Origin of the sequence: Nakamurella sp. PAMC28650 (assembly GCF_014303395.1) — a bacterium.
Lineage (GTDB): Bacteria > Actinomycetota > Actinomycetes > Mycobacteriales > Nakamurellaceae > Nakamurella.
On sequence record NZ_CP060298.1, the window covers coordinates 1,122,284 to 1,148,381 of the forward strand.

General features: G+C 68.3%; 23 protein-coding genes and 1 pseudogene. 21 read left to right on the plus strand and 3 right to left on the minus strand.

Annotated features, from left to right (window positions below; translation table 11 throughout):
• Window positions 1-107: 107 nt before the first annotated feature.
• Window positions 108-1,541, minus strand: coding sequence for a DUF2079 domain-containing protein (locus H7F38_RS05125; protein WP_187093131.1), 1,434 nt, complete (start codon window positions 1,539-1,541; stop codon window positions 108-110).
• A 210-nt stretch (window positions 1,542-1,751) separates the two neighbouring features.
• Here H7F38_RS05125 and H7F38_RS05130 point away from each other — a divergent pair, with 210 nt between their 5' ends.
• From H7F38_RS05130 to H7F38_RS05140, 3 genes and pseudogenes are all read left to right on the plus strand, one after another.
• Window positions 1,752-2,555 (plus strand): SDR family NAD(P)-dependent oxidoreductase, encoded by an 804-nt coding sequence (locus H7F38_RS05130; RefSeq protein ID WP_187093132.1) that lies wholly within the window; start codon window positions 1,752-1,754, stop codon window positions 2,553-2,555.
• Window positions 2,552-3,672: pseudogene (locus H7F38_RS05135) on the plus strand (DUF5938 domain-containing protein). Before H7F38_RS05130 ends, H7F38_RS05135 begins: the two are co-directional and overlap by 4 nt.
• Window positions 3,673-3,674: 2 nt before the next feature.
• On the plus strand, window positions 3,675-5,135 hold the full coding sequence (locus H7F38_RS05140) for an AMP-binding protein (protein WP_187093133.1): 1,461 nt from the start codon (window positions 3,675-3,677) through the stop codon (window positions 5,133-5,135).
• Here the strand turns inward: H7F38_RS05140 and H7F38_RS05145 are convergent.
• Entirely contained in the window at window positions 5,132-5,953 is an 822-nt protein-coding gene (locus tag H7F38_RS05145) for an SDR family NAD(P)-dependent oxidoreductase (protein WP_187093134.1), read from the minus strand. The genes H7F38_RS05140 and H7F38_RS05145 overlap by 4 nt on opposite strands.
• A 373-nt stretch (window positions 5,954-6,326) precedes the next feature.
• Between H7F38_RS05145 and H7F38_RS05150 the strand changes: the two genes are divergently transcribed.
• The 17 genes from H7F38_RS05150 to H7F38_RS05230 all read left to right on the plus strand — a co-directional run bounded on the left by H7F38_RS05150 (window position 6,327) and on the right by H7F38_RS05230 (window position 24,488).
• A complete protein-coding gene (locus H7F38_RS05150; RefSeq protein ID WP_187093135.1) occupies window positions 6,327-7,427 on the plus strand; it encodes an ABC transporter ATP-binding protein in 1,101 nt (366 codons plus the stop codon).
• Entirely contained in the window at window positions 7,424-9,136 is a 1,713-nt protein-coding gene (locus H7F38_RS05155) for an ABC transporter substrate-binding protein (RefSeq protein WP_187093136.1), read from the plus strand. Before H7F38_RS05150 ends, H7F38_RS05155 begins: the two co-directional genes overlap by 4 nt.
• Window positions 9,137-9,188: 52 nt before the next feature.
• Window positions 9,189-10,130 carry an ABC transporter permease gene (locus H7F38_RS05160; RefSeq protein WP_187093137.1) on the plus strand — a complete coding sequence of 314 codons (942 nt, stop codon included), beginning with the start codon at window positions 9,189-9,191 and terminating at the stop codon, window positions 10,128-10,130.
• A gap of 15 nt (window positions 10,131-10,145) precedes the next feature.
• The gene (locus tag H7F38_RS05165) at window positions 10,146-11,030 is read left to right on the plus strand and encodes an ABC transporter permease (RefSeq protein WP_187093138.1); all 885 of its coding nucleotides are present in this window, start codon (window positions 10,146-10,148) and stop codon (window positions 11,028-11,030) included.
• A complete protein-coding gene (locus H7F38_RS05170) occupies window positions 11,027-12,112 on the plus strand; it encodes an ABC transporter ATP-binding protein (protein ID WP_222618464.1) in 1,086 nt (361 codons plus the stop codon). Before H7F38_RS05165 ends, H7F38_RS05170 begins: the two co-directional genes overlap by 4 nt.
• Before the next feature lie 73 nt (window positions 12,113-12,185).
• Window positions 12,186-13,313, plus strand: a complete 1,128-nt coding sequence (locus H7F38_RS05175; RefSeq protein ID WP_187093139.1) for a Gfo/Idh/MocA family protein — start codon at window positions 12,186-12,188, stop codon at window positions 13,311-13,313.
• Between the two features lie 66 nt (window positions 13,314-13,379).
• Entirely contained in the window at window positions 13,380-14,027 is a 648-nt protein-coding gene (locus H7F38_RS05180) for a GntR family transcriptional regulator (RefSeq protein ID WP_187093140.1), read from the plus strand.
• Window positions 14,020-14,982: a Gfo/Idh/MocA family protein gene (locus H7F38_RS05185; RefSeq protein ID WP_187093141.1), complete on the plus strand. Its 963-nt coding sequence runs from the start codon at window positions 14,020-14,022 to the stop codon at window positions 14,980-14,982. Before H7F38_RS05180 ends, H7F38_RS05185 begins: the two co-directional genes overlap by 8 nt.
• A gap of 2 nt (window positions 14,983-14,984) precedes the next feature.
• Window positions 14,985-16,004 carry a D-2-hydroxyacid dehydrogenase gene (locus H7F38_RS05190; RefSeq protein ID WP_187094496.1) on the plus strand — a complete coding sequence of 340 codons (1,020 nt, stop codon included), beginning with the start codon at window positions 14,985-14,987 and terminating at the stop codon, window positions 16,002-16,004.
• 31 nt (window positions 16,005-16,035) lie between these two features.
• Window positions 16,036-16,974 (plus strand): dihydrodipicolinate synthase family protein, encoded by a 939-nt coding sequence (locus H7F38_RS05195; RefSeq protein ID WP_187093142.1) that lies wholly within the window; start codon window positions 16,036-16,038, stop codon window positions 16,972-16,974.
• Window positions 16,971-17,747: an SDR family oxidoreductase gene (locus H7F38_RS05200; protein WP_187093143.1), complete on the plus strand. Its 777-nt coding sequence runs from the start codon at window positions 16,971-16,973 to the stop codon at window positions 17,745-17,747. Before H7F38_RS05195 ends, H7F38_RS05200 begins: the two co-directional genes overlap by 4 nt.
• Window positions 17,744-18,925, plus strand: a complete 1,182-nt coding sequence (locus tag H7F38_RS05205) for a pyridoxal phosphate-dependent aminotransferase (protein WP_187093144.1) — start codon at window positions 17,744-17,746, stop codon at window positions 18,923-18,925. Before H7F38_RS05200 ends, H7F38_RS05205 begins: the two co-directional genes overlap by 4 nt.
• Window positions 18,922-20,451 (plus strand): TldD/PmbA family protein, encoded by a 1,530-nt coding sequence (locus H7F38_RS05210; RefSeq protein ID WP_222618466.1) that lies wholly within the window; start codon window positions 18,922-18,924, stop codon window positions 20,449-20,451. Before H7F38_RS05205 ends, H7F38_RS05210 begins: the two co-directional genes overlap by 4 nt.
• Window positions 20,451-21,884 (plus strand): TldD/PmbA family protein, encoded by a 1,434-nt coding sequence (locus H7F38_RS05215; RefSeq protein ID WP_187093145.1) that lies wholly within the window; start codon window positions 20,451-20,453, stop codon window positions 21,882-21,884. Before H7F38_RS05210 ends, H7F38_RS05215 begins: the two co-directional genes overlap by 1 nt.
• Complete coding sequence (locus H7F38_RS05220) at window positions 21,881-22,756, plus strand: DUF4438 domain-containing protein (protein WP_187093146.1); 876 nt, start codon at window positions 21,881-21,883, stop codon at window positions 22,754-22,756. The genes H7F38_RS05215 and H7F38_RS05220 overlap by 4 nt, the downstream gene beginning before the upstream one ends.
• Window positions 22,753-23,628 (plus strand): DUF4438 domain-containing protein, encoded by an 876-nt coding sequence (locus H7F38_RS05225; RefSeq protein ID WP_187093147.1) that lies wholly within the window; start codon window positions 22,753-22,755, stop codon window positions 23,626-23,628. The genes H7F38_RS05220 and H7F38_RS05225 overlap by 4 nt, the downstream gene beginning before the upstream one ends.
• Window positions 23,625-24,488, plus strand: coding sequence for an LLM class flavin-dependent oxidoreductase (locus H7F38_RS05230; protein ID WP_187093148.1), 864 nt, complete (start codon window positions 23,625-23,627; stop codon window positions 24,486-24,488). Before H7F38_RS05225 ends, H7F38_RS05230 begins: the two co-directional genes overlap by 4 nt.
• 87 nt (window positions 24,489-24,575) lie before the next feature.
• Here the strand turns inward: H7F38_RS05230 and H7F38_RS05235 are convergent, their stop codons facing one another.
• A complete protein-coding gene (locus H7F38_RS05235) occupies window positions 24,576-24,770 on the minus strand; it encodes a hypothetical protein (RefSeq protein WP_187093149.1) in 195 nt (64 codons plus the stop codon).
• Window positions 24,771-24,926: 156 nt separating this feature from the next.
• On the opposite strand from H7F38_RS05235, the gene H7F38_RS05240 reads away from it, so the two are divergent.
• Window positions 24,927-25,829, plus strand: a complete 903-nt coding sequence (locus tag H7F38_RS05240) for an LLM class F420-dependent oxidoreductase (RefSeq protein ID WP_187093150.1) — start codon at window positions 24,927-24,929, stop codon at window positions 25,827-25,829.
• Window positions 25,830-26,098 lie beyond the last annotated feature (269 nt).

The following is a 26,098-nucleotide window of genomic DNA, read 5'->3' on the forward strand; positions in this document are numbered from 1 at the left end:
GAATCTGTCATGGCGTCCTTCGAATGCTTCAGCGGGTGAAGATCCATGGTGAAGAACCATTCAGGCGCAAAGCTACTCCGCCGCGATGCCCAGTGGGCGTCTTTGTGTCAGCCCTGGTGGAGCAACACGACCGAGCCGGCGCGGCCGACGTCCCGGTAGCCGTGTGCACGGGCGTCCTCGAGCCAGGCGGCCTGACCGTCGGTACCCAGCGGAAAGCCGACGTCCGCGGTCTCCGAAACGATGAACTCGGGCCGCGAGGTCGCCAGCGGGGTGCGCCCGATGAGGGTGACGTGGTCCCCGGCGCTCAGTTGCGGCAGGAGTTCGTTCGACGCTGCAACGGTCGTGCCGGACGGGATCTCCGCGAGGAGGGCCTTGACGGCGGCCGTCGACGGGCTGGTGTGCCAGAGGGCTGATGTGAAGGCGGCCGCGAAACCGTTCTGCGGGATCAGGTAGATCGTGATCAGCGTGCTGGCCAGCAGGATCCATCTGACCGAGGCCCGGCCCCGTCGACGGCGCAGGACGTCGATGAAGGCCGCGAACAGGATGGGCATCAGCACCAGACCGTAGTGGTACTGCACTCCCCAGTAGGCCGGGTCGGTGGCCAGGAACCGCCATGCGATGGTCGGCGCCGCCAGGATCAGCAGCGGTGAGCGGATGGCCAGGAAGACGGTCGGGGCGAGCAGGAAGACCAACGTCAGGATCTTGATGTCCGGGCTCAGCACGGTGGTGAACTGGTGCATCAGCGAGGTGCCGAACTTCGTGGTCTTCGTGTTGGCGCCGAGTGGATTGAACGCCGGGATGATCACCAGCACCGCAAGAGCAGAGGAGAGAGCGCCGCCGACCGCGGTCAGCAGGCCCAGCAGTCGGCGCCCCTTCCACGCCACGAGCAGTCCGAGGACCGCGACGGTCAGGCCCAGGTCCTCCTTGACGAACACCAGCGGCGCCGCCCAGGCGACCGCCGCCGTCAGCCGGCCTTCGGCGAGGGCCACCACCGCGAACGAGATCAAGGGCGCGGCGAAGGCGACCTCGTGGAAGTCGAACGTGACGGCGTTGGCCACCCCGAAGCCGAGGCCGTAGCCGAGGCCGACGACCAGGCCGGCGCCGAGCCCGACCGACCGGTGGGCCCACTTCATCAGCGGGACCACCCCGACGGCGATCAGCGCACCTTGGGCGGCCAGCAGCGTCGTCGGCGAGTTGTGCACCCAGTAGAGAGGGGCCAGCAGGGCCAGGACCGGCGAGAAGTGATCGCCCAGCACGTCGAAGTGCGGCCCCTGGACCGAGTTGAACGGCAGGTGCCACAGCGAGTACGAACGGACGGCCTGGTCGTAGATGCCCAGGTCGTAGCCACTGGTCAGCAGTTCGACGTGGCGGCGGATCGAGACGGCGGCATAGAAGACGGCCAACGCGGCTGCCACTACCCACGGGATGAAGCCCATCACCCGGGCGCTCGGAACCGGGCCGCTTCCGTCGGGAACGGCCGGTTGGGGCCTGGTATCGGTCATCGCGTCGGACTTCTGACTGGCCGACCGGGTCTCGGACATGGGCTCAGGTTATCGGGGGAGTCGGCGTCCATCCGGCCGGCACGGCCTCCGATCTCGACCGCAGTCCGGCGAGGACCGTCCAGGGATGCTTGACGACGGTTCGGAACCGGTTGCAGGATGACGTGGATCACTCGCCCGGACGTCGCTGTCGGAGGTCGAGGAGGTCATGTCGGGTCCTGCGTCAACGAAGACGAACCGAAGGAGTTGTTCATGAGCGTGTACGACTTGAACGGACGCAAGGCCCTGGTCACGGGCGGGGCGCAGGGCCTCGGAGCCGGCATGGCCGTGGCGCTGGCCGCGGCCGGCGCCTCCGTGGTGATCGGCGATCTGCAGATCGATGCGGGCAAGGCCACCGCCGACGCGATCTCGGCCACGGGAGCCACCGCCGGGTTCGTCCACCTCGACGTCACCGACGAGCACAGCTGGGAAGGCGCCATCACCGGCACGATCGACCAGATCGGCGGGCTGGACATCCTCGTCAACAATGCCGGCCTCGAGATCTCCAGCCTGATCGTCGATCTCGACCCCACGGACATCCACAAGATGCTCGACGTGAACCTGCTGGGCACCATGCTGGGCATCAAGCACGCCTTCCTGGCGATGAGGCCGGGCGGAGCGGCCGGCAAGGGCGGCGCCGTGATCAACATTTCGTCGGTGGCCGCCACCATCGCCTTCCCGGGGATCTCGGTCTACTCCGCCACCAAGTCCGGCGTCGATCGACTGACCAGGGTCGCCGCGTTCGAGGCGGGCAAGCTCGGCTACGGCGTGCGGGTGAACTGCATCTACCCCGGCCTCGTCCCCACCGAGATGGGCCAGAATCTGGCGGTCGCGCATGCGGCGATGGGGCTGGCCCCGTCTCCGGAGGCGGCCGCCGGCGACGTGATCGGTGCGACACCGCTGGGCCGCCTCGGCGAGGTCGGCGACATGGCCGACGCGGTGGTCTTCCTGGCCTCCGACGGAGCCAGGTTCATCACCGGTACCGGGCTGGCCGTCGACGGTGGAATGGGCATGTGACAGTGGCCAAACCCGTTGTCTTCTATGGTGTTTCCGGCTACACCGGTCGGCTTGTCTGCGAATACCTGCGTGAGTACTAAGTTCCGTTCATCGCTGCCGACCGCGACAAGAACCGTATCCAGGACGTGATCGACAAGGTGCCCGGTATCGAGACCGCCGACTACGAGGTGGTGCAGGTCGATCACACCGTCGGTGCGCTGACCGAGCTCTTCTCCGGGGCCAGCGTGGTCAGCAACATGGTCGGCCCGTTCATCAAGTACGGTCCGGAGGTCGTGGAGGCGAGCCTGGCTGCGGGTGCCACTACATGGACACCACCGGTGAGCAGGACTGGGTGATGTCGGCGAAGGACAACTGGGGCAAGGCCTTCGCCGAGAAGGGGCTGCTGCTCTCGCCCGGTGTCGCGCAGATGTACACCACCGGCGAGACCGCCGCTCAGATCGCGTTGGAGAACCCCGGTCTGGACACCCTGGACATGCTGGTGCTGTGGAAGGGTTTTCCCACCTACGCGTCGATACAGACCATCTTCACCATCCTCAAAGCCAACCACTACTACCTCGAGCAGAACAAGTACGTCCAGTGGGACCCGAAGCAGGTCTTCGAGGTCGCGGTCCCCGGCCAGCACCAGACCGCCCTTGCCGTGCCGTGGGGCGGAACGTCGCATCCGGTGTGGTTCAGGGACGATCCGCGCGTCGCCAACGTCAAGGTGCAGGGCGGGGTGTTCGACCGCAGCGTGATGGAGACCGTCATCGCCACCACCGCGATGTTCGAGGAACAGATCAAGCCACTGCCGGCCGACGAGCAGGAGGTCGCGGTCGCGAACGTGGCCGGGTCGGTCCAGGCGAACATGCCGCCCCGGGAGAATCCGCGGATCAACACCTCGGTTGACTCGGTCTACGCCTCCAGGACGCTGGGCCGGGCGTTCGTCGTCATCCACGGCAACAGCAACTACAAGCAGACCGGCCTGCTGCAGGCCTTCGGGGCGTATTCGCCGCTGCTGCAACCGCCGAAGCGGGCCGGATTCGCCTCCGCGTGCCAGGCTTTCGGCCACCGTGAGTTGCTCGGGGTGCTCAAGAGCTTCGGTCTGGTGATGGAGCCGGTCGTCACGGTCGAGCGCTAGCGATGAGTTTGATCGAATACCTGGGCAAGGGCGCGTCTCTCGGTGTGTCCGCGCCGTGCCTGACGACCGGGGACAGCACACTGTCCTACGGCGACGCGCAGGTGATGGCGTTCAAGGTGGCCCGGGCGCTGGCGAATTCAGGAGTGCGCCCGGGCGAGAAGGTCGCGATCCTCTCGGTCAACGACCCGATCGCCTTCTCCTGCGTCTTCGGCATCTCCCGGGCCGGCGCCGTCTGGTGTCCGATCAACCTCCGCAACGAGGCCGCCGAGAACCGTGATCTGCTCGAGTTCTTCGACTGCGCCTGCCTGATCTTCCAGGGGAGGTTCAGCGGGTTGGTCGAGCAGATCGCGGCCGGTCTTCCGGCAGTGAAGACCCTGGTCTGCGTGGACGGGCCGACACCTGTGGGCGTCACGCTGGACGAGTGGCTCGTCGGTGTCTCCGGCGAGCCGCTGTCCGTCGCGCCGCTGGACGACACGATGTTGATCGTCGGGACCGGAGGTACCACGGGCCGACCCAAGGGCGTCGTGCTGACCGGGCGCAATGTGGAAACGATGTCGCCGATCACGCTGATGTCCTGTCCCTTCGCGCCGCGGCCGGTGTACCTGGCGCTGGCGCCGCTGACCCACGCCGCGGGCGTGCTGTGTTTCCCGATCATGGCCATGGGCGGCGAGATCGTGATCCTGCGCACGCCGGATCTCTCGGATTTCCTCGCTGCGGTGCAGACGCGCAAGGTCACGCACACCTTCCTGCCGCCGACGCTGATCTACATGCTGCTGTCGCATCACGATCTGCCCGATACGGATCTGTCATCGCTGCAATGCTTCTGGTACGGGGCGGCGCCGATGTCCGCGGCCCGGCTGGAGGAGGCGATGACCCGGATCGGTCCGGTGATGGCCCAGCTATTCGGCCAGAGCGAGGCGCCGATGATGATCTCGACGATGGCTCCGGCCGACCACTTCGACCCGGACGGATCCGTTGCGGTACGACGTCTCTCGTCTGCCGGCCGCCCTGCACCGCTGGTCACGGTGGCGATCATGGACGAGTCGGGCGGGCTGCCGGCGGCCGGTGAGCGGGGCGAGATCGTCATCCGCAGCTCGCTGGTGATGGCCGGCTACTACAAGAACCCGGAGGCCACCGCCGAGGTTGGGAAGTTCGGCTGGCACTACACCGGCGGGTTCAACGTTTACTCCGCCGAGGTGGAGCAGGCTCTGATGCAGCACCCCGACATCGCCGACTGCGCGGTGATCGGCCTTCCGGACGACAAATGGGGTGAGCGGGTGACGGCCGTGCTGCAACTGCGGCCCGGTGCCGCGGTGACGTCCGACGAGGTCCGAGCCTTCGTCAAGGCCCGGGTCGGCAGCGTCAAATCGCCCAAGCAGGTGGAGTTCTGGGCCGATCTGCCAAGATCGAAGGTCGGCAAGGTCCTGAAGAAGGACATCAAGGCCCAGATTCTCGGCGGCTAACCTCGCTGTCGTCCCGTCACCCAGTCGTAGCGGATGTCCTCGTCGACGATCGGCGCGCCGGCCCGCCCTCCGACACCGGCGCCGCCATCGACGCTGTACAGCCCGCCAGTGATGTACGAGGCCCCGTCGGAACAGAGCCACAGCACCAGATTCGCCACCTCCTCCGGCCGGCCGGCCCGCGCCAGCGGCAGGGCCGGAATGCGTGTGGCCAGGGCCTGCGCCATCGACGGTGGCAGCGGCTTGGGCTGGGTGTCGATCAGGCCGGGACTGACGCAGTTCACCAGGATCTCGTGGGGGGCGAGCTCGATGGCCGCCACCCGGCTGAAGCTCTCGGTGGCGGCGCGGCTGCTGGCGTAGGCAGCCGCTCCGGCCGAACCACGGTTGCTGACCCCTGACGAGAAGTTGACGATCCGTCCGCCGTCGCCCTGCTCGATCATCACCCGGGCGGCAGCCTGCGTCATCAGGAAGGTGCCGCGGCAGTTGACCGCATAGACCGTGTCCCACACCTCGGCCCGCTCCTTCAGCAGGCTCGCGTGCGGAGCCACCGCAGCGTTGTTGACGCAGAAGTCCAACCGGCCGAATGCCTCTGCCGCGGAAACGATGGACCGAGCCCCTTCCGCCGTGCTCACATCGCCGACCACCGACACCACGGCATCGCCGAACGGCGAACAGGTGACGGCGAGGCCCTCTGCGTCACGGTCGGCGGCGACCACCCGTGCGCCGGCGCCGACGAAGGATCCGACGATCTCCCGCCCCACCCCGCGTGCGGCGCCGGTGACCACGGCGACCTTGCCGGAGAAGTCGTAAGCAACGTTCACGTCAACCTCTGTTCATCGGGAGCGATAGGACGACTGTAGCCACATTGTCGACAATTAGACAAGGGCCCGCCGATGACAACGTTTGCAAGCTCTGCGGTCCAGACAGGCTGGAAGTTTGTCCTTGCATGATGATTCGGGTGCGTGCAGTCAGGTTCACCCGATTGACACATCGATACCTCCGAATGTTTCACGCAGAAAAACTTCCGCCCGACCCATTGACCAATTGTCGACAGACGCCCTACGTTCACTTCCATCGCGCCGGTTCGGCCCCGTCCGTCAGCCACCCCGGCCCGGCCGCCAGCCGCACGACGCCAGAAGCACGACGACCCATCGGCCGTCCCGAATCGACACATCCACCGGAGGCAAGTGAGCGTTGAGTACAAACGAAGACGCTGCGCCGGTCCTGCTGCGCACCGCCGCCCTGTCGAAGCAGTTCGCGATCCGCCGCAGCCTGGGTGCCCGGCTCCGCAGCGAGGCCGGCACGTCGCTCAAGGCCGTCGACGGCGTCACCCTCGAGGTCCGCCAGGGCCAGACCCTGGGGGTCGTCGGCGAGACCGGCTCCGGCAAGAGCACTCTCGGCCGGCTGATGCTGCGGTTGGAGAAACCCACCTCGGGCACCATCGCGTTCGAAGGTCAAGACATCTTCAGTGCCTCGGCCGCCCGGTCGAAGGAACTGCGGCAGAAGATCCAGATCATCCTGCAGGATCCGTACTCGACGCTGAACCCCTACCGGTCGGTTGGCTCCTCCATCGAAGAGGTACTGGCCGTCCACGGCACCTCGTCACCCAAGGAGCGCAAGCAGGAGGCCGAACGGCTGCTCGGTACGGTCGGGTTCCCGGCCGAGCTGATCGACCAACGGCCCGAACAGCTCTCCGGCGGAGGCCGGCAGCGGGTCAGCATCGCCCGGGCTCTGGCCGTCAAGCCGCGGTTGATCGTCGCCGACGAGCCGGTGTCGGCGTTGGACGTCTCCGTGCAGGCCCAGGTGCTCAACCTGTTCTCCGACCTGCGGCGGGATCTCGGCCTCACCTACGTCTTCATCACCCACGATCTCGCTGTGGTGCAACGGCTCTCGGACCGGATCGCTGTCATGTACCTGGGCCGCGTCGTCGAGCAGGCCTCCACCGTCGACCTCTTCAGTCGGCCCCTGCACCCGTACAGCAAAGCGCTGCTGGAAGCGGCGCCCGAGCTGCACCTGCGCAAGACCTCGCGCCAGGCCGCTCTCGGGGGCGATATGCCGAACCCGATCTCGCCGCCGTCGGGCTGCGTGTTCCACCCACGCTGCCCGCAGGCCATGGACATCTGCCGGCGCGAGGTCCCCCTCACCATTCGTCCCCTGGCCGGCCGCACCGTCGCCTGCCACCTGCACCGCGGCCCACTCGCGGAGCCGAGCCCGCCGGTTCCGCCGGCTCTGCCGTCAAAGAACGTTCCGACCACGCCCATGTCCGCATCAAGCTCGAGGGAGAACAAGTCATGACCTCAGTTCCACCGGCTTCGACGGGCGGCCCGCGTCGCGGCCGCCTGTTCCAGCGCCCGGGCCGACGGCTCGGACTGGTTGCGCTGACCACTCTGGTCACCGGATCCCTGTTGCTCAGCGCCTGCAGTTCCAGCAGCTCGACCACTGCCGGCTCGTCGGCCTCTGCGGCTGCCGACGCCACCGGTGCAGCTGGTGCTTCCTCGGTCAGTGCGGCGGCCCCGGCCGGTAGTGCAGTGGCCCCGGCCACCGCGGCGGCGTCCGCGGTCGACACCCTGATCATCGCCAACCCGGTCAAGGTCGACACCCTGGATCCGCAGGTCAGCTCGGTCAACGAATCGATCTGGCTCGACCAGACCCTGTACAGCCGGCTGGTGCAGGCCGACCCGACCGGCACCAAGATCGTCCCGGATCTGGCGACCTCCTGGGACATCGCCAAGGACGCGCTGACCTACACGTTCCACCTCCGGGACGCGAAGTTCTCCGACGGTTCGCCGGTACTCGCGTCCGACGTGGCCTGGTCGATCAACCGGGCCAAGAAGTACGACGGGGGTTGGGGTTTCCTGATCACCGCAGTCACGGGCGTCACCGCTCCCGATGCCAAGACGGTGGTCGTCAAGCTCTCCAAGCCGCACGCGCCGCTGCTGGCCGACCTGGCCATGTACGCCTTCGCAGCACTGCCGCAGAAGCTGGTGCAGGCCCAGGGCGACGCGTTCTTCACGCACCCCGTCGGCAGCGGTCCGTTCGTCGTCAGCGCCTACGCCCCGGACACCGAGGTCGACCTCAAGCGCAACGATAGTTACTACGGCACCAAGCCGAAGATCGCCAACGTCAAGGTCAAGATCGTCACCAACGACAACACCCGCGTCCTGGACCTGCAGAGCGGCGCCGTGGACGTCATCGAGAACCCGCCGGGCAACCTGACCACGCAGATCAACGCCAACCCCAAGCTGCAGGTGGACCTGTTCCCCTCCACCCGCGTCGACTTCATCCAGCTATCCACCAAGGACAAATACTTCTCCAACGTCAAGGTGCGCCAGGCCGTCCGCTACGCAGTCGATCTCGACCAGATCAACAAGCTGGCCTACCAGGGCGCCGGCACTCCGGCGACCTCGTTCATGCCCTACAAGATGCTGTACTGGAACGATTCCCTGCCCAAGCCGGCCGTCGATCTGACCAAGGCCAAGGCTCTGCTGGCCGAGGCCGGATTCCCGAACGGCTTCACCACCAACCTGATCACGGTCAGCGGCGACGGCGCCGGGCAGGCCGAGGCGGTCGTCATCAAGGATTCGCTGTCCAAGATCGGCATCACTGTGAACATCGAGTCCTACGAGTTGGTGACGGCCTACGGCAAGGAGAAGACCGGCTTCTACGGCATCGGCGAGCGCTACTGGACGAACGACATCATCGACCCGGACGAGGTGGTCACCTTCGGCGTCGACGTCAAGGCTGGCTCCAGCTCATTCGACACCTTCTGGAGCGATGCCACCGCGACCAAGATGACCAACGACGCCCGGTCCGAGACCGATCCGGTGAAGCGCGCCGCGATGTACAAGCAAATCCAGCAGATCGTCTGGGACCAGACGCCGTACCTGCCGATCAACTACCCGCCCTACCGCTACGCCAGCGGCAAGTGGGTCACCGGCTTCAACGTCTCGCCGCTCGGCAACTACAACGACTCCTTGCTGACGCTGACCGTGGACAAGCACTAGTCAAGCACTACCACTCAGCACCAATACTTCTCGGACCAGGACGGAGGACACCATGGCTGGATTCGCAGGTCTCGGGCGCCGGCTCGCGCAGATGATCCCGATCATCATCGGCATCACCATCGTGTCCTTCGTCCTGATCCGGATCGTGCCGGGTGACCCGGCGACGTTGATCCTGGGCAACCACTACACGCCGGAGGCAGCGACACAGATCAACACCAACCTCGGCCTGGATCGCGGCATCCTCTACCAATACTGGATCTTCGTGAAGAGCGCGCTGAGCGGGTCGTTCGGGCACTCGTACTCGATCGGCGATTCGGTGGGCCACCTGATCTGGCAGGGTCTGGGCCGGACGCTGTTCCTGATCGTGATGGCCGGCATCTTCACCGCGGCCCTGTCCATCCCGGTCGGGCTGTACGCCGGCCTGCACAGCGGCCGCATCTTCGACCAGACCACCCGGGTGCTGCTGCTGGTCGGGTACGCGCTGCCGGGGTTCCTGCTCGGGGTGCTGCTGATCCTGGTGTTCGGCGTGAAGATCCCGATCCTGCCCATCAACGGCTTCGGTGACGGATTTCTGTCCCACATCCAGCACCTGATCCTGCCGTCGATCACGCTGGCCGTGCCGTTCTCGGCGGTGCTGGTCCGATCGCTGCGGGCCAGCGTGATCGAGGCGATAAAGGCCGACTACGTGACAACTGCTCTGCTCAAGGGCATTCCGTGGCATCGCGTGGTGTCCAGGCACATCCTGCGCAACGCCGGCATGTCGGTGGTGGTGGTGTTCGGTGTCAACCTCGCCTTCCTGGTCGGTGGCACCGTGGTGATCGAGAACGTCTTCTCCGTCCCGGGCATCGGCTCGCTGCTGGTCAGCTCGGTGTCCACCCGGGACTACCCGGTGGTGCAGGGCCTGACGCTGGTCTTCGCGGTGTTCGTGCTGCTCGTCAACCTGCTCACCGACATGGTCCACGTCGCCATCGACCCGCGCCTCGCGGTGGCCTGAGAGCTGAGAGGGGAGATGATGTCCATCCTGGCCCGTCCGGCGACCCGTATCGCCAAGTCCGGCGCGCGCCGCCGCATCCCGATGCCGCGGCGGCTGCGCGGTCGGTTCTCCCTGGTCTTCGGCACACTGCTGCTGCTGATCCTGATCGTGATGTGTGTCGGGGCTCCACTGTTCACCCGGTACGACCCGATCGAGATCGATGCGCTCAACCCGCTGCTCCCGATGTTCTCGCCCGGGCATCTGTTCGGCACCGACGAATTCGGCCGGGACCTCTTCGCCCGGGTGCTGTACGGAGGCCGCTACGACCTGGCGATCGCCTTCGCCGCAACCTTCGTCACCCTGGTCGTCGGCACGCTGATCGGGCTGGTCGCCGGGCACGTCGGGGGCCGGACCGAGACCATCATCATGCGGATCGTCGACCTGTTCTTCGCCTTCCCGTTCATCGTCCTGGTGATCGCGATCATCGCCAGCCTCGGCTCCAGCCTGATCAACCTGTTCATCGCGCTCTGGGTGGTCAGCTGGGTCAGCTACGCCCGGATCTCGCATGGACAGACGTTGTCGGCCAGGCGGTACGGCTACGTCGTCGCGGCCAAGGCCCTCGGGTTCTCGAACCTGCGCATCATGTTCGCCCACATCCTGCCCAGTGTCCTGCCCGGCGTGATCATCTTCGCGATGGTCGATGCCGTCGGAAACGTACTGCTGGGAGCCTCTCTCGGCTTTCTCGGCGTCGGCATCCCCCAGCCGACCCCGGAGTGGGGCTCGATGATCGCCGAAGGGCAGAACTTCATCCTGTCCAACTGGTACCTGTCGATCGTGCCGGGGGCGGCACTGGTGGTGCTCGGCGTCGCGTTGAGCCTGATCGGTGACGGGTTGGCCGACATGCTGAGGACGAACCGATGACCGAGCCGACCCCACTACCCTCAATGGCTCGACCCGTCGTGCTCGAGGCCGACGACATCTCCGTGACCATCAGGACTTCGTCGGGGGTGGTGACGCCGGTCGACCACGTCTCGCTGCAACTGCGGCAGGGTGAGGTGCTCGGCATCGTCGGGGAGACCGGCTCCGGCAAGACGGTGATGTGCCGGTCGCTGCTCGGGCTGATGCCGTCCGGACGGGCCGCGCACACCGGGTCGGTCCGCTACCCCGGGGTGCTGGACGGCAATGCCCTCGACCTGGGTCGGCGGGGGATGCGGGGGCACTGGGGTCGCTACATCTCGATGATCCCGCAGAACCCGATGACGTCGCTGAACCCGGTGCAGCGCATCGGGGATCAGATCGCCGAGGCGGTGACCGCACATCAGAAACTGTCCCAGGCGGCCACCTCGGAACGCGTCATCGAGTTGATGAGCCGCGTCGGCATCCCGGTGCCGGAGAAACGCCTCCGCGACTACCCCCACCAGTTCAGCGGGGGCATGTTGCAGCGCACCCTGATCGCGATCGCGCTGGCCGGCAACCCGAGGGTGCTGATCGCCGACGAGCCGACCACGGCACTGGACGTCATCATCCAGGATCAGATCCTTTCGCTGCTGATCGATCTGCAGCGCGACACCGGGATGAGCCTGGTGCTGGTCAGCCACGATCTGTCGGTGATCGCCCAGATCTGCGACCGGGTCGGCGTGATGTACGGCGGGCAACTGGTGGAAGTCGCTGCCACACAGGACATTCTGCGTCGCCCGCAGCATCCCTACACCGCGGCGCTGCTCAAGTCGCTGCCCGGCGCCGTCGCCCGTGACCAGCCGCTGACCACCATCACCGGCTCGCCGCCGCGGCTGGTCGACCTTCCTCCGACCTGCCGCTTCCAGCCGCGTTGCCCGTTCGCGCAGGACGCCTGCGGGACGTGGCAGACCGACCTGCTGCACACCGACGGGCCGGGCCGGGTCCGCTGCCGACGGCACGACGAACTCGACCTGGCCGCCGGGCTGGCGCCGGTCCCCATCACTGCCGGTCCGTCCCTCCCGATCGTCGGTGTGCACGCGCACTGATGCCTCTGCTCGAGAACGCCCAATCACTTCAAGACGCCGCGGTCTGCGGCGCACCATCGACAGGAGAAATACTGTGCCGCAGGACAAGTTACGGGTCGGCGTCGTCGGCGCCGGCCGTTGGGCCACCCGCTCCCACATCCCCGGTTGGCAGCGCGACCCGCGGGTCGAGGTCGTGGCACTGGCGGACACCGATGCCGATGCTCTCGCCTCGGCCGGCGCCGAATTCGGGATCGAGCGGCTGGAAAGCGACTACCGCAAGCTGGTCGAGGATCCCGACATCGACGTGATCGATGTCGTCACCGGCGACAAGATGCACTTCGAGGTGTCCTGGGCCGCACTGGAAGCCGGCAAGCACGTGCTGTGCGAGAAGCCGGTGCACTCGGACTACCACCAGGTGATCGCGGCGGCCGACCTGGCTGAGAGCAAGGGCCTGAAGACCAAGCTGGGCTTCACCTTCCGCTACGCGCCGGCGACCATGTACGCGGCCGAGCTGCTGTCGCAGGGCTTCATCGGCGAGCCGTACATGCTGAATGCGTTCGAGCAGAACAGCCAGTGGCTCGACCCGCAGACGCCGCTGCGGCAGCTGCGCGACACCTCCGACCCGGACGTCATCCAGGTCGCGTCGATCGAGGGCTACGGCGCCCCGGTGATCGACATCATGCACTGGTGGATGGACGCACCACTGCAGTCCGTCGTCGGGACGATGCGCAACTTCGTGCCGAACCGGATCGTCCGGGAGACCGGCGAGATGACCCGCGTCAACATCGACGACGGCGACATGTGGATCGCCGAGTTCGGCCACGGCCGTCTGGCGTCCGTGCAGTCGTCGTTCGTGACGGTCGGCAACTACCCCGGTATCGAGGTGCGGATCTATGGGTCCGAGGGTGCGATCATCGTCCGTTTGGTCGAGGAGTTCGGCATCTGCCAGACGATCAAGGTGGCCAAGAAGGACTCCGTCGAGTTCGTCGAACTCGATATCCCGCAACGGTTCTTCCCGGCCGGCGGCAGTTCCACCGAGCCGTGGCCGTTCCTGTTCTACTCCAACGTGCTGCGCGACTTCACCGACGAGATCCTGGGCGGTGGCCCGACGAACCAGGGTGACTTCCGTCAGGGCGCCCTGGTGCAGCAGACCATCAACGCCTTCGAACGGGCGCACCGCACCCGCGCCTGGGTCGACTTCCCGCTGGAGACGTCAGGCTGAACAGGCGTCCAATGAGAAAATCGGCTTGAAGAACGCCAACGACGGCGACCGACGAACGGGGATCAGATGGTCAAGAACGCGAGCCAGGGCTTCCGGCATCTCTCCCTGCCCGAATCGGTCCACGAAGTGCTTCGTTCGCGGATCCTGAACAACGAACTGCCGGCCGGCACGCCGCTGGTCGAGATCCCGCTGGCCGAGGAGTTCGGCGTCAGCCGAACGACCGTACGGGCGGCGCTGCGCGAGTTGCAGACCGAGCGGCTGATCGAGGTGCTCCCGCGCCGTGGCACCTTCGTCACCCGGATGTCGGCCGAAGACGTGACCGAGGCCTGCTACGCGCGTTTCGTCCTGGAATCGTCCGGTCTGGCCGAGGTCTGGGAGAGCGCCCGGGCGGCGCTGGTGATCGATATGACGGACGCCGTCCGGGTGATGCAGCTGGCCTGCGACAAGGAGGATCTCGCCGGCATCGTCGAGGCCGACACAGAGTTTCACCGCCTCATCGTGCAGGCGGGGAACCACCCCCGCATCGTCGAGATGTGGTCGACGCTCAACGGACAGATGGGAGCACTGATGCGGTCGTCATTGGATCGCCAGGGCATCGACATGGCGGAGGCCGTGCAGCGGCACACCAAACTGATCACCGCCTTCAGGCGCAAGGACTCGGCGGTGGCCCTGACCGCCCTCCGGTTGCACTACCTGGACCCGACCCATGGCTGACACGCACTGGGGCATCCTCGGCACGGCGAACATCGCTGCCCGCGCGTTCCTGCCGGCGCTCCGGGAGGCCGGCGGCCGGGCCGTCGTCGTAGGTTCCCGATCCGGCGGCCGGGGTGCGGAGTGGGCGTCGGAGAACCAGGTCGAACGTTCTTCTTCCTACGAAGCGGTGCTTTCCGACCCCGAGGTCCAGGCCGTCTACATCGCACTGCCCAACGACCAGCACACGCAGTGGGCCGCGGCGGCTCTGGCTGCCGGGAAGGTGGTGTTGTGCGAGAAGCCGATGGCCCTGGACGCCGCGCAGGCCCGGGCTCTGCTGGCCACGATCCCGTCCGGCGGGCTGCTGTGGGAGTCGTTCGTCTTTCCGTTCCACCCGCAGACGACGCTGATCACCGGACTGGTCGCCGACGGCCGGATCGGTGATCTGTCGGAGGTCGTCTCCGAGTTCCACTTCCAGGTCGGGTCTTCCACCAACATCCGCCTCCACGCCGAACGGGGCGGTGGGGCGCTGTACGACGTCGGCTGCTATCCGCTGCGTCTCGGGCGGCTCCTCTTCGGTACGGAACCGTTGCGGGGAAGGGGAAGTGCGGTGTTCGACGGCGTGGATCGTGACATGGCCGCCGTGGTGGACTTCCCGGACGGTCGGCTGGTGATGTCGGCCGGGCTGCACCGGCCGGCCTCGACCTTCACCCGTATCATCGGCACAGCCGGCGAACTCCGCGTCAGCAACCCGTTCCACCCCCGTGCGGCCGACAGGCTGGAATGGTGGGTCGGGGGTTCGATGGAGCAGACCTGGCCTGCCGCCGCCGGTTCCGCGTTCCAGCACGCCATCACCCACCTCCAGTCGGTCATCAGCGGCGATGTCCTGCCGCAGCACCTTGCCACCCACGACGCCCTGGACCAGGCGGTCGCCATGGACCTGGTGCGCGCCGCCATCACAGACAGGCTCTCCCCTTGACCATGTCCCACCCGAAGATCCTGATCTCCACCTACCTTGAGCCGGAGTACGTCCAGCAGATCGCCGCCGCGGTTGCCTGCGAAGTGCTCTACGAGCCGGAGCTGCTGCCTGTCAATCGGTATGGGAACGATCACGGTGGAATCCGGCCGGTGCTGACCCCGGAACAGGACGCCCGCTGGTCGTCCATGCTGGCTGCCGCCGACATCGCGTTCGACTTCGACTGGCGGGCCCCGGCCGAGCTGCTGACCTCGGCCCCGAACCTCCGATGGGTGCAGGCCACCAGTGCCGGGATCGGCGGATTCGTGCAGCGCTACCGACTTGATGCCGGCGAATTGATCTTGACCACCGCGGCCGGAACCCATGCCGCGCCGCTGGCCGAGTTTGCGGTGGCCGGCGCGATGCACTTTGTCAAGGATGTCCCCGGCCTGCTGTCCGCACAGCGTGGACACCAGTGGGAGCGACACGTCTCGGGCCAGCTGTCCGGACGCCGGGCGACCGTCGTCGGGTTGGGCTCGATCGGTCGCCGGGTGGCCGAGCTGTACTCGATGCTCGGGGTGCGGGTGACCGGGGTCGGCCGGCCGGGCGGGACCTACGACATCCCGGGTCCGGTCATCAGCACCGACGACTTGGACGCAGTACTGCCCGACACCGAGATCCTGGTGCTGGCCTGCCCTCTGACGCCGGAGACCGACAACCTGATCAACGCCGAGCGCGTCGGCCTGCTGCCGGCCGGCGCCATCGTCGTCAACATCGCCCGCGGGCAGGTGATCGACGAGCCGGCGCTGACGGCGGCGCTCACGTCTGGCCACCTGAGCGGGGCGGCACTGGACGTCTTCGCTGTGGAGCCGCTGCCGGGTGCCTCGCCACTCTGGGACCTCCCGAACGTGCTGGTGTCTCCGCACTCGGCCTCCACTGCGGCCGACGAGAATGCCGTGCTCACCGACCTGTTCATCGACAATCTCCACCGCTACCTCGCCGGTGAGCCGCTGCGCAACGTGTACCGGGCCGACCGTGGCTACTGATTCCTCGCCCGACAGAACAGGAGCGCCGACGATGTCGTCGACACCTTCGCCCGACCTCACCACCGATTTGTCGGGGACGTGGTTCGTCAGCCCGACTCCGTTCACCGCGGACGGAGCGGTGGACCCCGCCGGCCTAGCCGGGATCGTCGATGCGACCGCGGACTGGGGTGTGGACGGCATCACCGTCCTCGGGGTGATGGGGGAGGTGTCGGCCCTGTCCGATGCCGAGCGGGACGAGGTGCTGACCGGCGTGCTGCGTGCGGCCGCGGGACGCATCCCGGTGGCGGTCGGCTGTTCGTCGCCGTCGGCTCCCTTGACGGCGCAGCGCATCTCGCGGGCGGTGGAGCTCGGTGCGTCCGCTGTGATGGTGTCGGCGCCTACCCTGCTGAAGGACACCGATCAGATCGCCGGTTTCTACCGCGCGGCCTGCGGAGGTGCCGGCGTGCCGGTCATCGTGCAGGACGAACCGGCCGCCACCGGTGTGCCGCTGCCGGTCTCGGCGCTGCTGGCGGCGCTCGACGCCACCGCCAGCACCACCGTCAAGCTGGAGGATCCGCCGACCCCGCCCAAGATCACCAGACTGCTCGCGGCCCGCCCCGGTCTGACGGTCTTCGGCGGCCTCGGCGGGGTGAGCGCGTATGCCGAGCTGCGCCGCGGCGCTTCCGGCACGATGACCGGGTTCGCGTTCCCGGAGGTCCTGCGGGGCTTGCGATTGGCCGCCGCAGCGGGCGACTTCGCATCGGCAGCCGTTCTTTTCGATCGCTACCTGCCCTATCTGACGTTCGAGGGGCAGCCGGTGGTCGGTCTGGGCATCCGGAAAGAGGTGCTGCGCCGTCGCGGTGTGATCACCTGCGCGCGGACCCGCAATCTCCGACCGTTCCTGGACGAGATCACCCTGGCGGAACTGGATGACGTCCTACGCAGGGTCGACCTGACGCCGGTGCGCGCCGCCCTGGTCGTGTCGGCGTGACGCGCGTCGTCGTCGGCGGCGCGAGTTCCGGTCTCGGCCTGGCCATCGCCGAAGGTTTCGCCGCTTCAGGAGCCGAGTTGTTGCTGTGGGCCAGGAATCGGGACCGGCTGGAGGAGACCGCGGAGCGGCTCCGCGTCGAGCATCCGGCCGCGACGGTGCACGTCGCGGCCGCGGATGCGTCCTGCCCCGCTGCCGCCGAGCAGATCGCCGGGGCCGCCACCGCGCTGATGGGCGGGGCCGACGTGCTGATCCTGAACGCCGGCGGCCCGCCGCCGTGCCCGCCGGATCGGACCGACGCCCAGGGGTGGCGGTCCGCGCTGCAGTTGCTCACGGTCACCCCGATCGATCTGGCCACCCGGCTGCTCCCCGGCATGCGGGCGCAGGGCTGGGGTCGTGTCGTCGCGGTCCTGTCCTCCGGGGTGCGGGAGCCGTTACCTGAGCTGGCGTATTCCAACGGCGCCCGTTCGGCGCTGACGGCGTGGCTGAAGACCATCTCCGCCACCGTGGCTTCCGACGGTGTCACGGTCAACGGTGTGCTGCCGGGCCGGATCGACACCGCCAGGGTCGCAGCCCTGGACGCCGGACGCGCCGAGCGGGAGGGCCGGTCGGTCGCGGAGGTCCGCGCGGCCAGTGCGGCGGCCATTCCGGCCGGACGCTACGGCGAGCCGCGCGAGTTCGCTGCGGTGGCCCTGTTCCTCGCATCCGAGGCGGGTTCCTACGTGACCGGCAGTTTCCTGAGCTGTGACGGCGGCCAGGCCAGGGGCACCTGGTGACCGCGCTGCCATCACTCGGGCTGGAGTCGGCATCGATTCCAGCGTCGGGCATCAGGGCGCTGGCGACCGCGGCGTGGGCGACACCCGGCGCGGTGCACCTGCAGCTCGGTGAGCCTGACTTCCCGACGCCGCAGCGGATCGTCCGCGCCGCAGATCGTGCCGCGGTGGCCGGTCTGACCCGCTACGCGCCCAGCGCCGGCCTCCCGAGACTCCGGGAAGTCATCTGCCATAAACTTGCCCGCGACAATCACTGGGAGGGGCTGGATCCCGATCAGGTGCTGGTGACGGCCGGTGGCGTCGGGGGGCTCCACGCTGCCTACCGCGCGATCCTGGACTCCGGCGACGACGTGCTGGTGCCCGACCCGGGCTGGCCCAACCTTGCGTCGCTGGCGCTGGCCGTCGGGGCACGTCCGGTCCGGTACCGGCTCGATCCGGTCACCGGCTCGTTCGACGGGATCTCGAGGCTGGATGCGGTGGTGACCTCCCGGACCAGGGCGATCGTCATCAATACCCCGTCCAATCCGACCGGCGCCGTCTTCACCGACGCGCAGCAGGCCGCGCTCGGTGAGTGGGCTGCAGCCAGGGGGATCTGGGTGATCTCCGACGAGTGCTATGACCAGCTCTGGTTCGACCGTCCGAACACCGCCTTCGCGCTCGCGTCCCCTGGAGTGCCCTGCGTGACGGCCTTCTCGCTGTCCAAGAGCTACGCGATGACCGGTTGGCGGGTGGGCTACTCTGTGGGCCCCCCGGAATTGATCGCCCGGATGACCAGGGTGCAGGAGACCATCGCCAGCTCGGTGAACACGCCGGTGCAGTGGGCGGCCGTCGAGGCGCTGGAGGGACCACAGGACGACGTGGCCACCATGCGCGACTGCTACCGCACCCGCCGGGACGCGGCGGTCGCGACCGCCTCTGCGCTGGGCCTGGAGCACGCCGTCCCGTCGGGGGCGTTCTACCTGTGGCTGACCCTGCCTGCCGAGGTCAACGACAGCGCGCGGTTCGCGCTGGAGCTGTTGGCGCAACGCGGGATCGCCACCGCACCGGGGTCCGCGTTCGGGCCGGCCGGCCAGGGCCATCTGCGGATCTCCCTGGCCGCCGCCCCGTCCGACATCGAGCGCGGCCTCACCGAGATCGCCGACCTCCTCACGACGACCGCCGAACGGAATTCCCGACCATGACGCAGTCGACGACACCGACCACCGCCCACGGCGATCCGACCGGCCGATCGAACCCGGAAGCGCACGCCTGGGGCGAGATGGCCGACGACGCGGGTGCGGCCCGAATTCTGGAGCAGGCCCTGTCCGCCGTCGGGGCCGACGTTGACTTCGCCGACGTCCGGCTGATCGAGGCGGAGGAATTGCGCCTCTACCACCGCCTCGGCGCCGATCCGGACGAGCGGATCGAGCACAACCTGGGCATCGGCGTGCGGGTGCTGGTCGACGGGGCCTGGGGTTTTGCGTCCCGACCGCTGAACGGCGACGCCGACGTGGTCGCCGCCGCCCGCCGCGCGGTCGCGGTGGCCAGGGCCGGCGTCGGACTTGGTCCACCGGTCCGGCTGCCGACCCGTCCCGGGACGTCCGGCAACCACCGCACGACGGTCTTGACCGACCCCTTCCTGGTGAGCGACGCCCGACGTCATGCGTTGCTGGCGGAGTTGCTCGCCGGGATGTCCGGGCCCTCCGTCGTGCGGGACGCGCAGGCCGGTGTGAACGCCAAACGTCAGCATCGTCATTATGCGGACACCGAAGGGTCCCGGCAGCACCAGCACCTGGTGGAGTCCGGCGCGATGATGGTGGCCACCGCCGCGGACGGCCACGACGTGCAACGGCGCAGTTTCCCGAACTCGTTCCACGGCAACACCGGCGGCGCTGGGTGGGAGTTCGTGCTGGGGCTGGACATGCCCGGCAACGCCGTCCGGGTGGGGGAGGAGGCCGTCGCCCTGCTGACCGCGCCGGTGGCGCCGGCCGGCACCGCCGACCTGGTCATCGGCGCCCAGCAGGTGTCGCTGCAGATTCACGAGTCCTGCGGCCACGCCCTGGAACTGGACCGGATCCTGGGTGACGAGCAGAACTTCGCCGGCACCTCGTTCCTGTCGGTGGCCGATGTCGGTCGGTTCCGCTACGGATCGCCCGCGGTCAACATCACCTCCGACCCGACCGTGCCGGGTACCCGCGGGACGTTCGGGTTCGACGACGAGGGCACGCCGGCGATCCGCACGCCGCTGATCTCCGAGGGCATCGTGAAGAACACGCTGTCCTCCCGGGACTCCGCGGCCCGTGCCGGGCTGCCGGTGACCGGTGCCGCCCGCAGCGACGGTTGGGCCTACCTGCCGGTGTGCTTCTCCACCCACGTCCACCTGGAACCCGGCGAGGGCTCCCTGGACGAGCTGCTGGATCGGCTCGGCGACGGCTACTACCTCGACGACAACCGGAGCTGGTCCATCGACGATCGGCGGCTGAACTTCCAGTTCGGGAGCGAGATCGCCTACGAGGTCAGGCGTGGCCGCCGCGGTCGCCTCCTGAAGAACTTCTCCTACGGCGGTGTCACTCCGCAGTTCTGGGGCGCGGTGGAGGCGGTCGCCGGCCCGGAGGAGGTCCGGAACTTCGGATACCCCTGCGGCAAGGGCGAACCCAAGCAGTGGGGCTTCCTCAGTCATGGTGCAGCACCGATGCTGGTCCGTCAGCAGCGTATCGGGGTGGCGTGATGTCCGGGGCTGCAGAGGTCTTCACAGCAGGTGCCCTCGCGCCGGCGGTCGACCAGGACGAGGCGCTGGAACGGCTCGCCACCGTGGTCAACACCGGCGGCGCCGACGCGATGGACGCGTTCGTGATGGGCCGCACGGGGCAGTACACCCGATTCGCCGACGGCCGGATCCACCAACCGCAGGACATCACCGAACTCCAGGTGATGGTCAGGGCCGTCGTCGACGGCCACGCCGCCCGCGCGGCCACGAGCAGCCTGCGAGGGCTGGAACGGGCCGCTGCCGAGGCGACCCGGATGGCCAGATCCCTGGCGGCCACTGCCTCGGCGCCGGGAATGGCCGCGGTGGCTTCGGTTGCGGACTACCCGGAGGGGAATTGTCCTCCGGGAGAGATGTTGCGGTACGCCAGTACTGCCGCCTTCGACGAGGGCGCCCGGGTCAGGGTTGTCCGCAAGGCCATCGACGCCGCCGCCGCGGTCGGCGGCTCGGCAGCGGGGATGATCGGCCGTGCCCTGAGTCAGTTGGTGGTGGCGACCAGCGCAGGGATCGCCCGGGCGACCACGGCCACCGAGGCGATGGCCGGGCTGACCGTCGCTGTCGACGACAGCACCTCGCACTTCATCGATCTCGGCCGGAGCGCCGATCGGCTCCACCTGGGACGCGCCGTCTCCGCCACCGTCGCGCAGGCGGTGGCCGGTCGGGGTCGCGCCGAGCTGACGCCCGGGGAGTACACCGCCGTCCTCGGTCCCGAGGCGACGGCGGAACTACTGGAATTCCTGCCGGGTTTCGGATTCTCCGGGGAGCTCGCGGCGGCCGGTGTCGGGTTGTGGTCGGCATCGGCCGGTCAACGGGTGGCGTCCGACCTGGTCGACGTCGCGGACGATGCGCTGGTCGATCTCGGCCTGCCTCTCGGATTCGACATCGAGGGTGTGCCGAAGCGGCGGGTGCCGTTTCTCGGGGCCGGTGTGGTGGGTTCCCCGGTGACCGATCTGAGAACGGCTGCCCAGCTGGGTGGCCGGTCCAGCGGACACGCCCACATTGCCCGGGAGGAGGTGCCCGAGACCCGAGCCGCCAACATCGGCATGCGGACCGGTCCGTCGACCGAGGCCGACCTGATCGCCGGCGTGGAACGCGGCGTCTACCTCCAGCGATTCTGGTACACACGACTGGTCGACCGCACCGCCGGCACCATCACCGGGGTCACCCGGGATGCCTGCTTCGAGATCGTCGACGGCCGGCTGGGCCGCCCGCTGGCCGGGATGCGTTTCACCCAATCGGTTCTCGCGCTGCTGGCCCGCGTGGACGGAGTCGCCGACGTCGCCCGCACCGTTCCGGTGATGAACGTCTGGAACGGCGCCATCACCGCCCCGGCCATCAGGGCCAACGGTTTCCGCCTCGGCGCGGCACCACTGAAGAGAGAGCGAGGGACGGCATGACGTTGTCCACCAATCGTGAACGCCTGCTGACGCAGGTGCTGATCGGCGAGGTCTGGCCCGCGCTGGGAGATCGGCATGCCTACCGCACCGACGCCGACGGGGTCCCGTTCCTGCTGCCCGGGATGGGCGGCGTCACACTGGGTGTGCACCCCGGTGACGGCGCCACCGGATATGCCGCAGACCATCTCGAGCCGGGACTGTCGATCCGGCACCGCGAGGAGCGGGCCAACATGGCGCTGCAGTTCTTGACCTGCGTCGGCAACGTGGTCACCGTGCGCTCCGGGCCGGCCGCCGGTGCCGTCGGCCGGGTCATCGGCCAGCACGCCTACGTCCTCGCCGACTTCTCCGAGTCCGACCTCCAGCAGGTGTGCACCGGAGACCAGGTCGTGGTGCACGCCTACGGGCAGGGCCTGAGACTCACCGATCACCCCGAGATCGTCGTGAAGAACGCTGATCCGGACCTGCTCGAGGGGTTGGGCATCACCACCGGACCGGACGGTCGGCTGCGGGTCCCGGTGGCCGTTCGCGTTCCGGCAGAGGCGATCGGCGCCGGGACCGGCATGTACTCCGAATACGCCAACACCGACCTGATGGGCGCCTACGCAGGTCAGGGTGAGGACCTGTCGCTCGGGCTCGAGCTCCTGCGGATCGGCGACGTCGTGGTCCTCGAAGACCAGGATCACCGCTACGGCCGGGGTTATCGTCCCGGCTGTACGACGATCGGGGTGATCAGCACGGGGCACTGCCGGCTCTTCGGCCACGGGCCGGGGCCGAGCACACTGTTGTCCGGGCCGACCGCGGCCTTCGACGTGGTCGACGAACCGGAGGCCAATGTCAGCAACGCCTTTACCGCCATGGGAGTGTCCGCATGAATGCGCCTGCCTTGCTTGCCACGAATGCCCTCGGCATCGTCGAACATCCCGGCCTCGACGGAAATCCGTACCTGACGGACGCCGACGGACGCCCCTACGTACCGACCGGCGACGGCGGGGTGGTGCTCGGACTTCACCTGGGCGACAGCGTCTTCGGCTTCGATGCCGACCACGCCAGCCCGGCGGTGTCGCTGATCCATCCCGAGCAGGCCGCACGCCATGCGCTGACCTCCTTCGCCTGCCTGGGCAACCGGGTGACGGTGCGGACGGGTGCCGCCGCCGGTGCCGTTGGTGCCGTGCTGGGCAAGCGCGGTGAGCAGGGTCGCGTGCTCGCCTGGTTCCCGCAGGACGTGCTCGCGCAAATGGTCCCCGGTGATGCGATGGTGGTCCGCGCCATGGGTCAGGGGGCCGGACTTCCAGAGCCGATCGCCGCCCTCGGTGGACAGCTGCTGAATGTGGATCCTGCCGTGCTGCCGGCGCTCCCGGTGATGGTCGGCGACGACGGCATCAACGTGGTCGTTCGCGGTCGGGTTCCCTCGAAGTTGATCGGCAACGGAATCGGTCGCCCCGCGCACCAGTGGGACCTCGACCTCCAGGTCGACACGATCACGGCCGCCCTCGTCGGGCTGGAGGTCCTGCGGCTCGGGGATCTGGTCGCGGTGGACAACCTCGACGTCCGGCACAACGCCGGCTACCGACGCGGCTGGGTCACCGTCGGGGTCGTCGTCACGACCAGCAGCCCCCGCGCCGGCCTGGGTCCGGGACTGATGCCCATGCTCTGTGTCCCGCAGCAGGTCATCGATGTCACGGCAGCGCCGACCGACCACGTCGGCGTCACCGCCGAACTGCTCGCGCGGTGGGCCGCGAGATGACGATGGTGCACACAGCGGTCAGACGAGCACTGGCCGCACCGTGCTTCGCGGAGGATCCGAACGAGTTGGTCGAGCTCGGGATCGCCGCCGAGGAAGCGGGTTTCGACGGGTTCTTCCTGTGGGACCACCTGATGTTCGCCAACGACGGCGTCGGCCCGCCGATCGTCGACCCCTGGCTGGTGCTGGCGCTGATCGCGGCGCGTACCCGGCGGATCCGGATCGGCACGATGATCACGCCGGTATCCCGACGCCGCCCCGCGGTGCTGGCCCGGCAGACCACGACGCTCGACCTGCTGAGCAACGGCCGGCTGATCCTCGGTGTGGGCATCGGGTCGCCGGCGCAGGGCGATTTCGGCCTGTTCGGCGACGAGACCGATGCCGTGCTGCGGGCCGAGATGCTCGACGAGGGCCTGACCGTTCTCGACCAACTGTGGAGTGGTGAGCGGGTCGACTTCCACGGCCGGCACTACCAGGTGTCCGGGGTGACATTCAGCCCGCGGCCGGTCCAGCGGCCGCGCATCCCGGTCTGGGTCGGGGGCACGCTGCCACGACGCAAGCCGATGAGCCGCGCGGCCCGATGGGACGGCGCGGTACCCATCACCTGGGCCGACGGCCGGCTGTCGCGTCCGAGCACCGCCGAAATCGCCGGTGTCCGCGACCAGGTGGTGGCCGAACGTGGCCACTCGGGCGGCTTCGACCTGGCGGTCTGGGCAGAGGTCGCCGAACGCCCGGACGAAGTGGCCGCCGAACTGCCGGGCTATGCGGCGGCCGGTGCGACCTGGTGGATCGAGACGGCCAAGCCCGAGCCGGGCTGGCTCGAAGGGCTCAGGACCAGGATTGCCGGCCGCCCGACCGCCTGACGACGGTCCGGACGTCCGGGCATGCTGCCGCGCTCCGAGCGAGCGACCTGCCCGAGAAGGACATCAGACATCAGGGGCGAGATCCGCTCAGGCCATCCACCAGGATCTGGCCCTGAGTGATTCGCCGCGGGCCGAGTAGACGTCGACGTCCTTGGTCTTCGTGCATCGGGTGCAGGCCCGATAGCCCTGTGCCTCACGCTGCCCGTGGGTCTCCGGGTTCGGATCCGGGAAGTCGACGAAGTGGTGGAGCCCGAGTCGGCACCGCCGGTTGTCCGCCTTCACCTAGTCTCCCTCCATCGCTCTCACCTCGAACGATACGCCCGAATCGGATGCGGGCGGCGGGGTGGCCGGTGCGGGGCGCAGAGGCACAGGCCCGGGTCTACCGTTGTTTCGAGACGGCACCATCGGCCGTCGCGGGTTCGAGCAAGGGATCACGTCATGCAGCTGGGTCTACAGGTCAACGCATTCAACTTCCCCGGTGCTCCGGCCGGCACCGGCGCCACCTTCAAGAGCGTTGCGGTCGATGCCGAGCAGGCCGGCATGGCCAGCCTCTGGGTGATGGACCACTTCTTCCAGATCTCGATGAACGGCGCGCCCGAGGAGGACATGCTCGAGGGCTGGTCGGCGCTGGCCTTCGCGGCCGCCGTCACGGAGAAGATCAAACTGGGCACCCTGGTCACCGGGGTCACCTACCGCCATCCCGGTGTGCTGATCAAGACGGCCACCACGCTGGACGTGCTGTCCGCGGGCCGCGCCTATCTCGGGATCGGAGCCGCCTGGAACGAGGAGGAGCACGTCGGCCTCGGGGTGCCCTACCCTCCGCTGAAGGACCGGTTCGAGCAACTGGAGGAGGTCCTGCAGCTCGCCCACCAGATGTGGAAGGACGACGACTCGCCCTTCGTCGGCAAGCATTTCGACCTGCAGCGGCCGCTGAACCACCCGCAGGCGGTCAGCGCCCCTCACCCTCCCATCCTGATCGGGGGCACCGGTGAGAAGAAGACGCTCCGGATGGTCGCCCAGTATGCCGACGCCTGCAACATCTTCGAGATGCCGTTGCCGGGCATCAAGGGCAAACTCGATGTGCTGCAGGAGCATTGCAGCCGCCTCGGCCGGGACTACGCGGAGATCGAGAAGACCACCCTGGGCATGGGCCGGTTCACCCGCAACGGCGCCGACGGCACCCAGAGCCTGGAGCAGGCCATCGACCGCTTCGGTGCGCTCGCCTCCATCGGCATCGACCAGGCGCTCGTCGGTTTCCCGAACCCGTACGTCCCGGATGCGTTCGAGGTGATGGCCGAGCTCGTCGAAGCCGTCGGGAAGATCACCCCGGCCGGCCGCTGACCCCACCCCACCCGGCCCCCCCGGTCGGGCCCGGTCTCGACCCGATGACCCCCGTCCCCGGTTGGCGTGGATCCACCCCGTTGGCGTGGATCAACCCGGCTGGCGTGGATCAACCCGGTTGGCGTGGATCAACTTCCCAGGCATGGACGAAAGTGATGACTCCTGTCCCACCCGTCCCAAAAGGGGGAAGTTGATCCATGCGGGGGGACCGACGCCGATCTATGCGAAGGCATGGGAACCGACCCCCGGTTTGACCCAGGACCCGGGGA

Coding starts and splice junctions, on each gene's coding strand:
- H7F38_RS05125 (WP_187093131.1), bottom strand. CDS start 1,541: ATGTCCGAGACCCGGTCGGCCAGTCAGAAGTCCGACGCGATGACCGAT.
- H7F38_RS05130 (WP_187093132.1), top strand. CDS start 1,752: ATGAGCGTGTACGACTTGAACGGACGCAAGGCCCTGGTCACGGGCGGG.
- H7F38_RS05140 (WP_187093133.1), top strand. CDS start 3,675: ATGAGTTTGATCGAATACCTGGGCAAGGGCGCGTCTCTCGGTGTGTCC.
- H7F38_RS05155 (WP_187093136.1), top strand. CDS start 7,424: ATGACCTCAGTTCCACCGGCTTCGACGGGCGGCCCGCGTCGCGGCCGC.
- H7F38_RS05160 (WP_187093137.1), top strand. CDS start 9,189: ATGGCTGGATTCGCAGGTCTCGGGCGCCGGCTCGCGCAGATGATCCCG.
- H7F38_RS05165 (WP_187093138.1), top strand. CDS start 10,146: ATGATGTCCATCCTGGCCCGTCCGGCGACCCGTATCGCCAAGTCCGGC.
- H7F38_RS05170 (WP_222618464.1), top strand. CDS start 11,027: ATGACCGAGCCGACCCCACTACCCTCAATGGCTCGACCCGTCGTGCTC.
- H7F38_RS05180 (WP_187093140.1), top strand. CDS start 13,380: ATGGTCAAGAACGCGAGCCAGGGCTTCCGGCATCTCTCCCTGCCCGAA.
- H7F38_RS05185 (WP_187093141.1), top strand. CDS start 14,020: ATGGCTGACACGCACTGGGGCATCCTCGGCACGGCGAACATCGCTGCC.
- H7F38_RS05190 (WP_187094496.1), top strand. CDS start 14,985: ATGTCCCACCCGAAGATCCTGATCTCCACCTACCTTGAGCCGGAGTAC.
- H7F38_RS05195 (WP_187093142.1), top strand. CDS start 16,036: ATGTCGTCGACACCTTCGCCCGACCTCACCACCGATTTGTCGGGGACG.
- H7F38_RS05210 (WP_222618466.1), top strand. CDS start 18,922: ATGACGCAGTCGACGACACCGACCACCGCCCACGGCGATCCGACCGGC.
- H7F38_RS05215 (WP_187093145.1), top strand. CDS start 20,451: ATGTCCGGGGCTGCAGAGGTCTTCACAGCAGGTGCCCTCGCGCCGGCG.
- H7F38_RS05220 (WP_187093146.1), top strand. CDS start 21,881: ATGACGTTGTCCACCAATCGTGAACGCCTGCTGACGCAGGTGCTGATC.
- H7F38_RS05225 (WP_187093147.1), top strand. CDS start 22,753: ATGAATGCGCCTGCCTTGCTTGCCACGAATGCCCTCGGCATCGTCGAA.
- H7F38_RS05230 (WP_187093148.1), top strand. CDS start 23,625: ATGACGATGGTGCACACAGCGGTCAGACGAGCACTGGCCGCACCGTGC.
- H7F38_RS05240 (WP_187093150.1), top strand. CDS start 24,927: ATGCAGCTGGGTCTACAGGTCAACGCATTCAACTTCCCCGGTGCTCCG.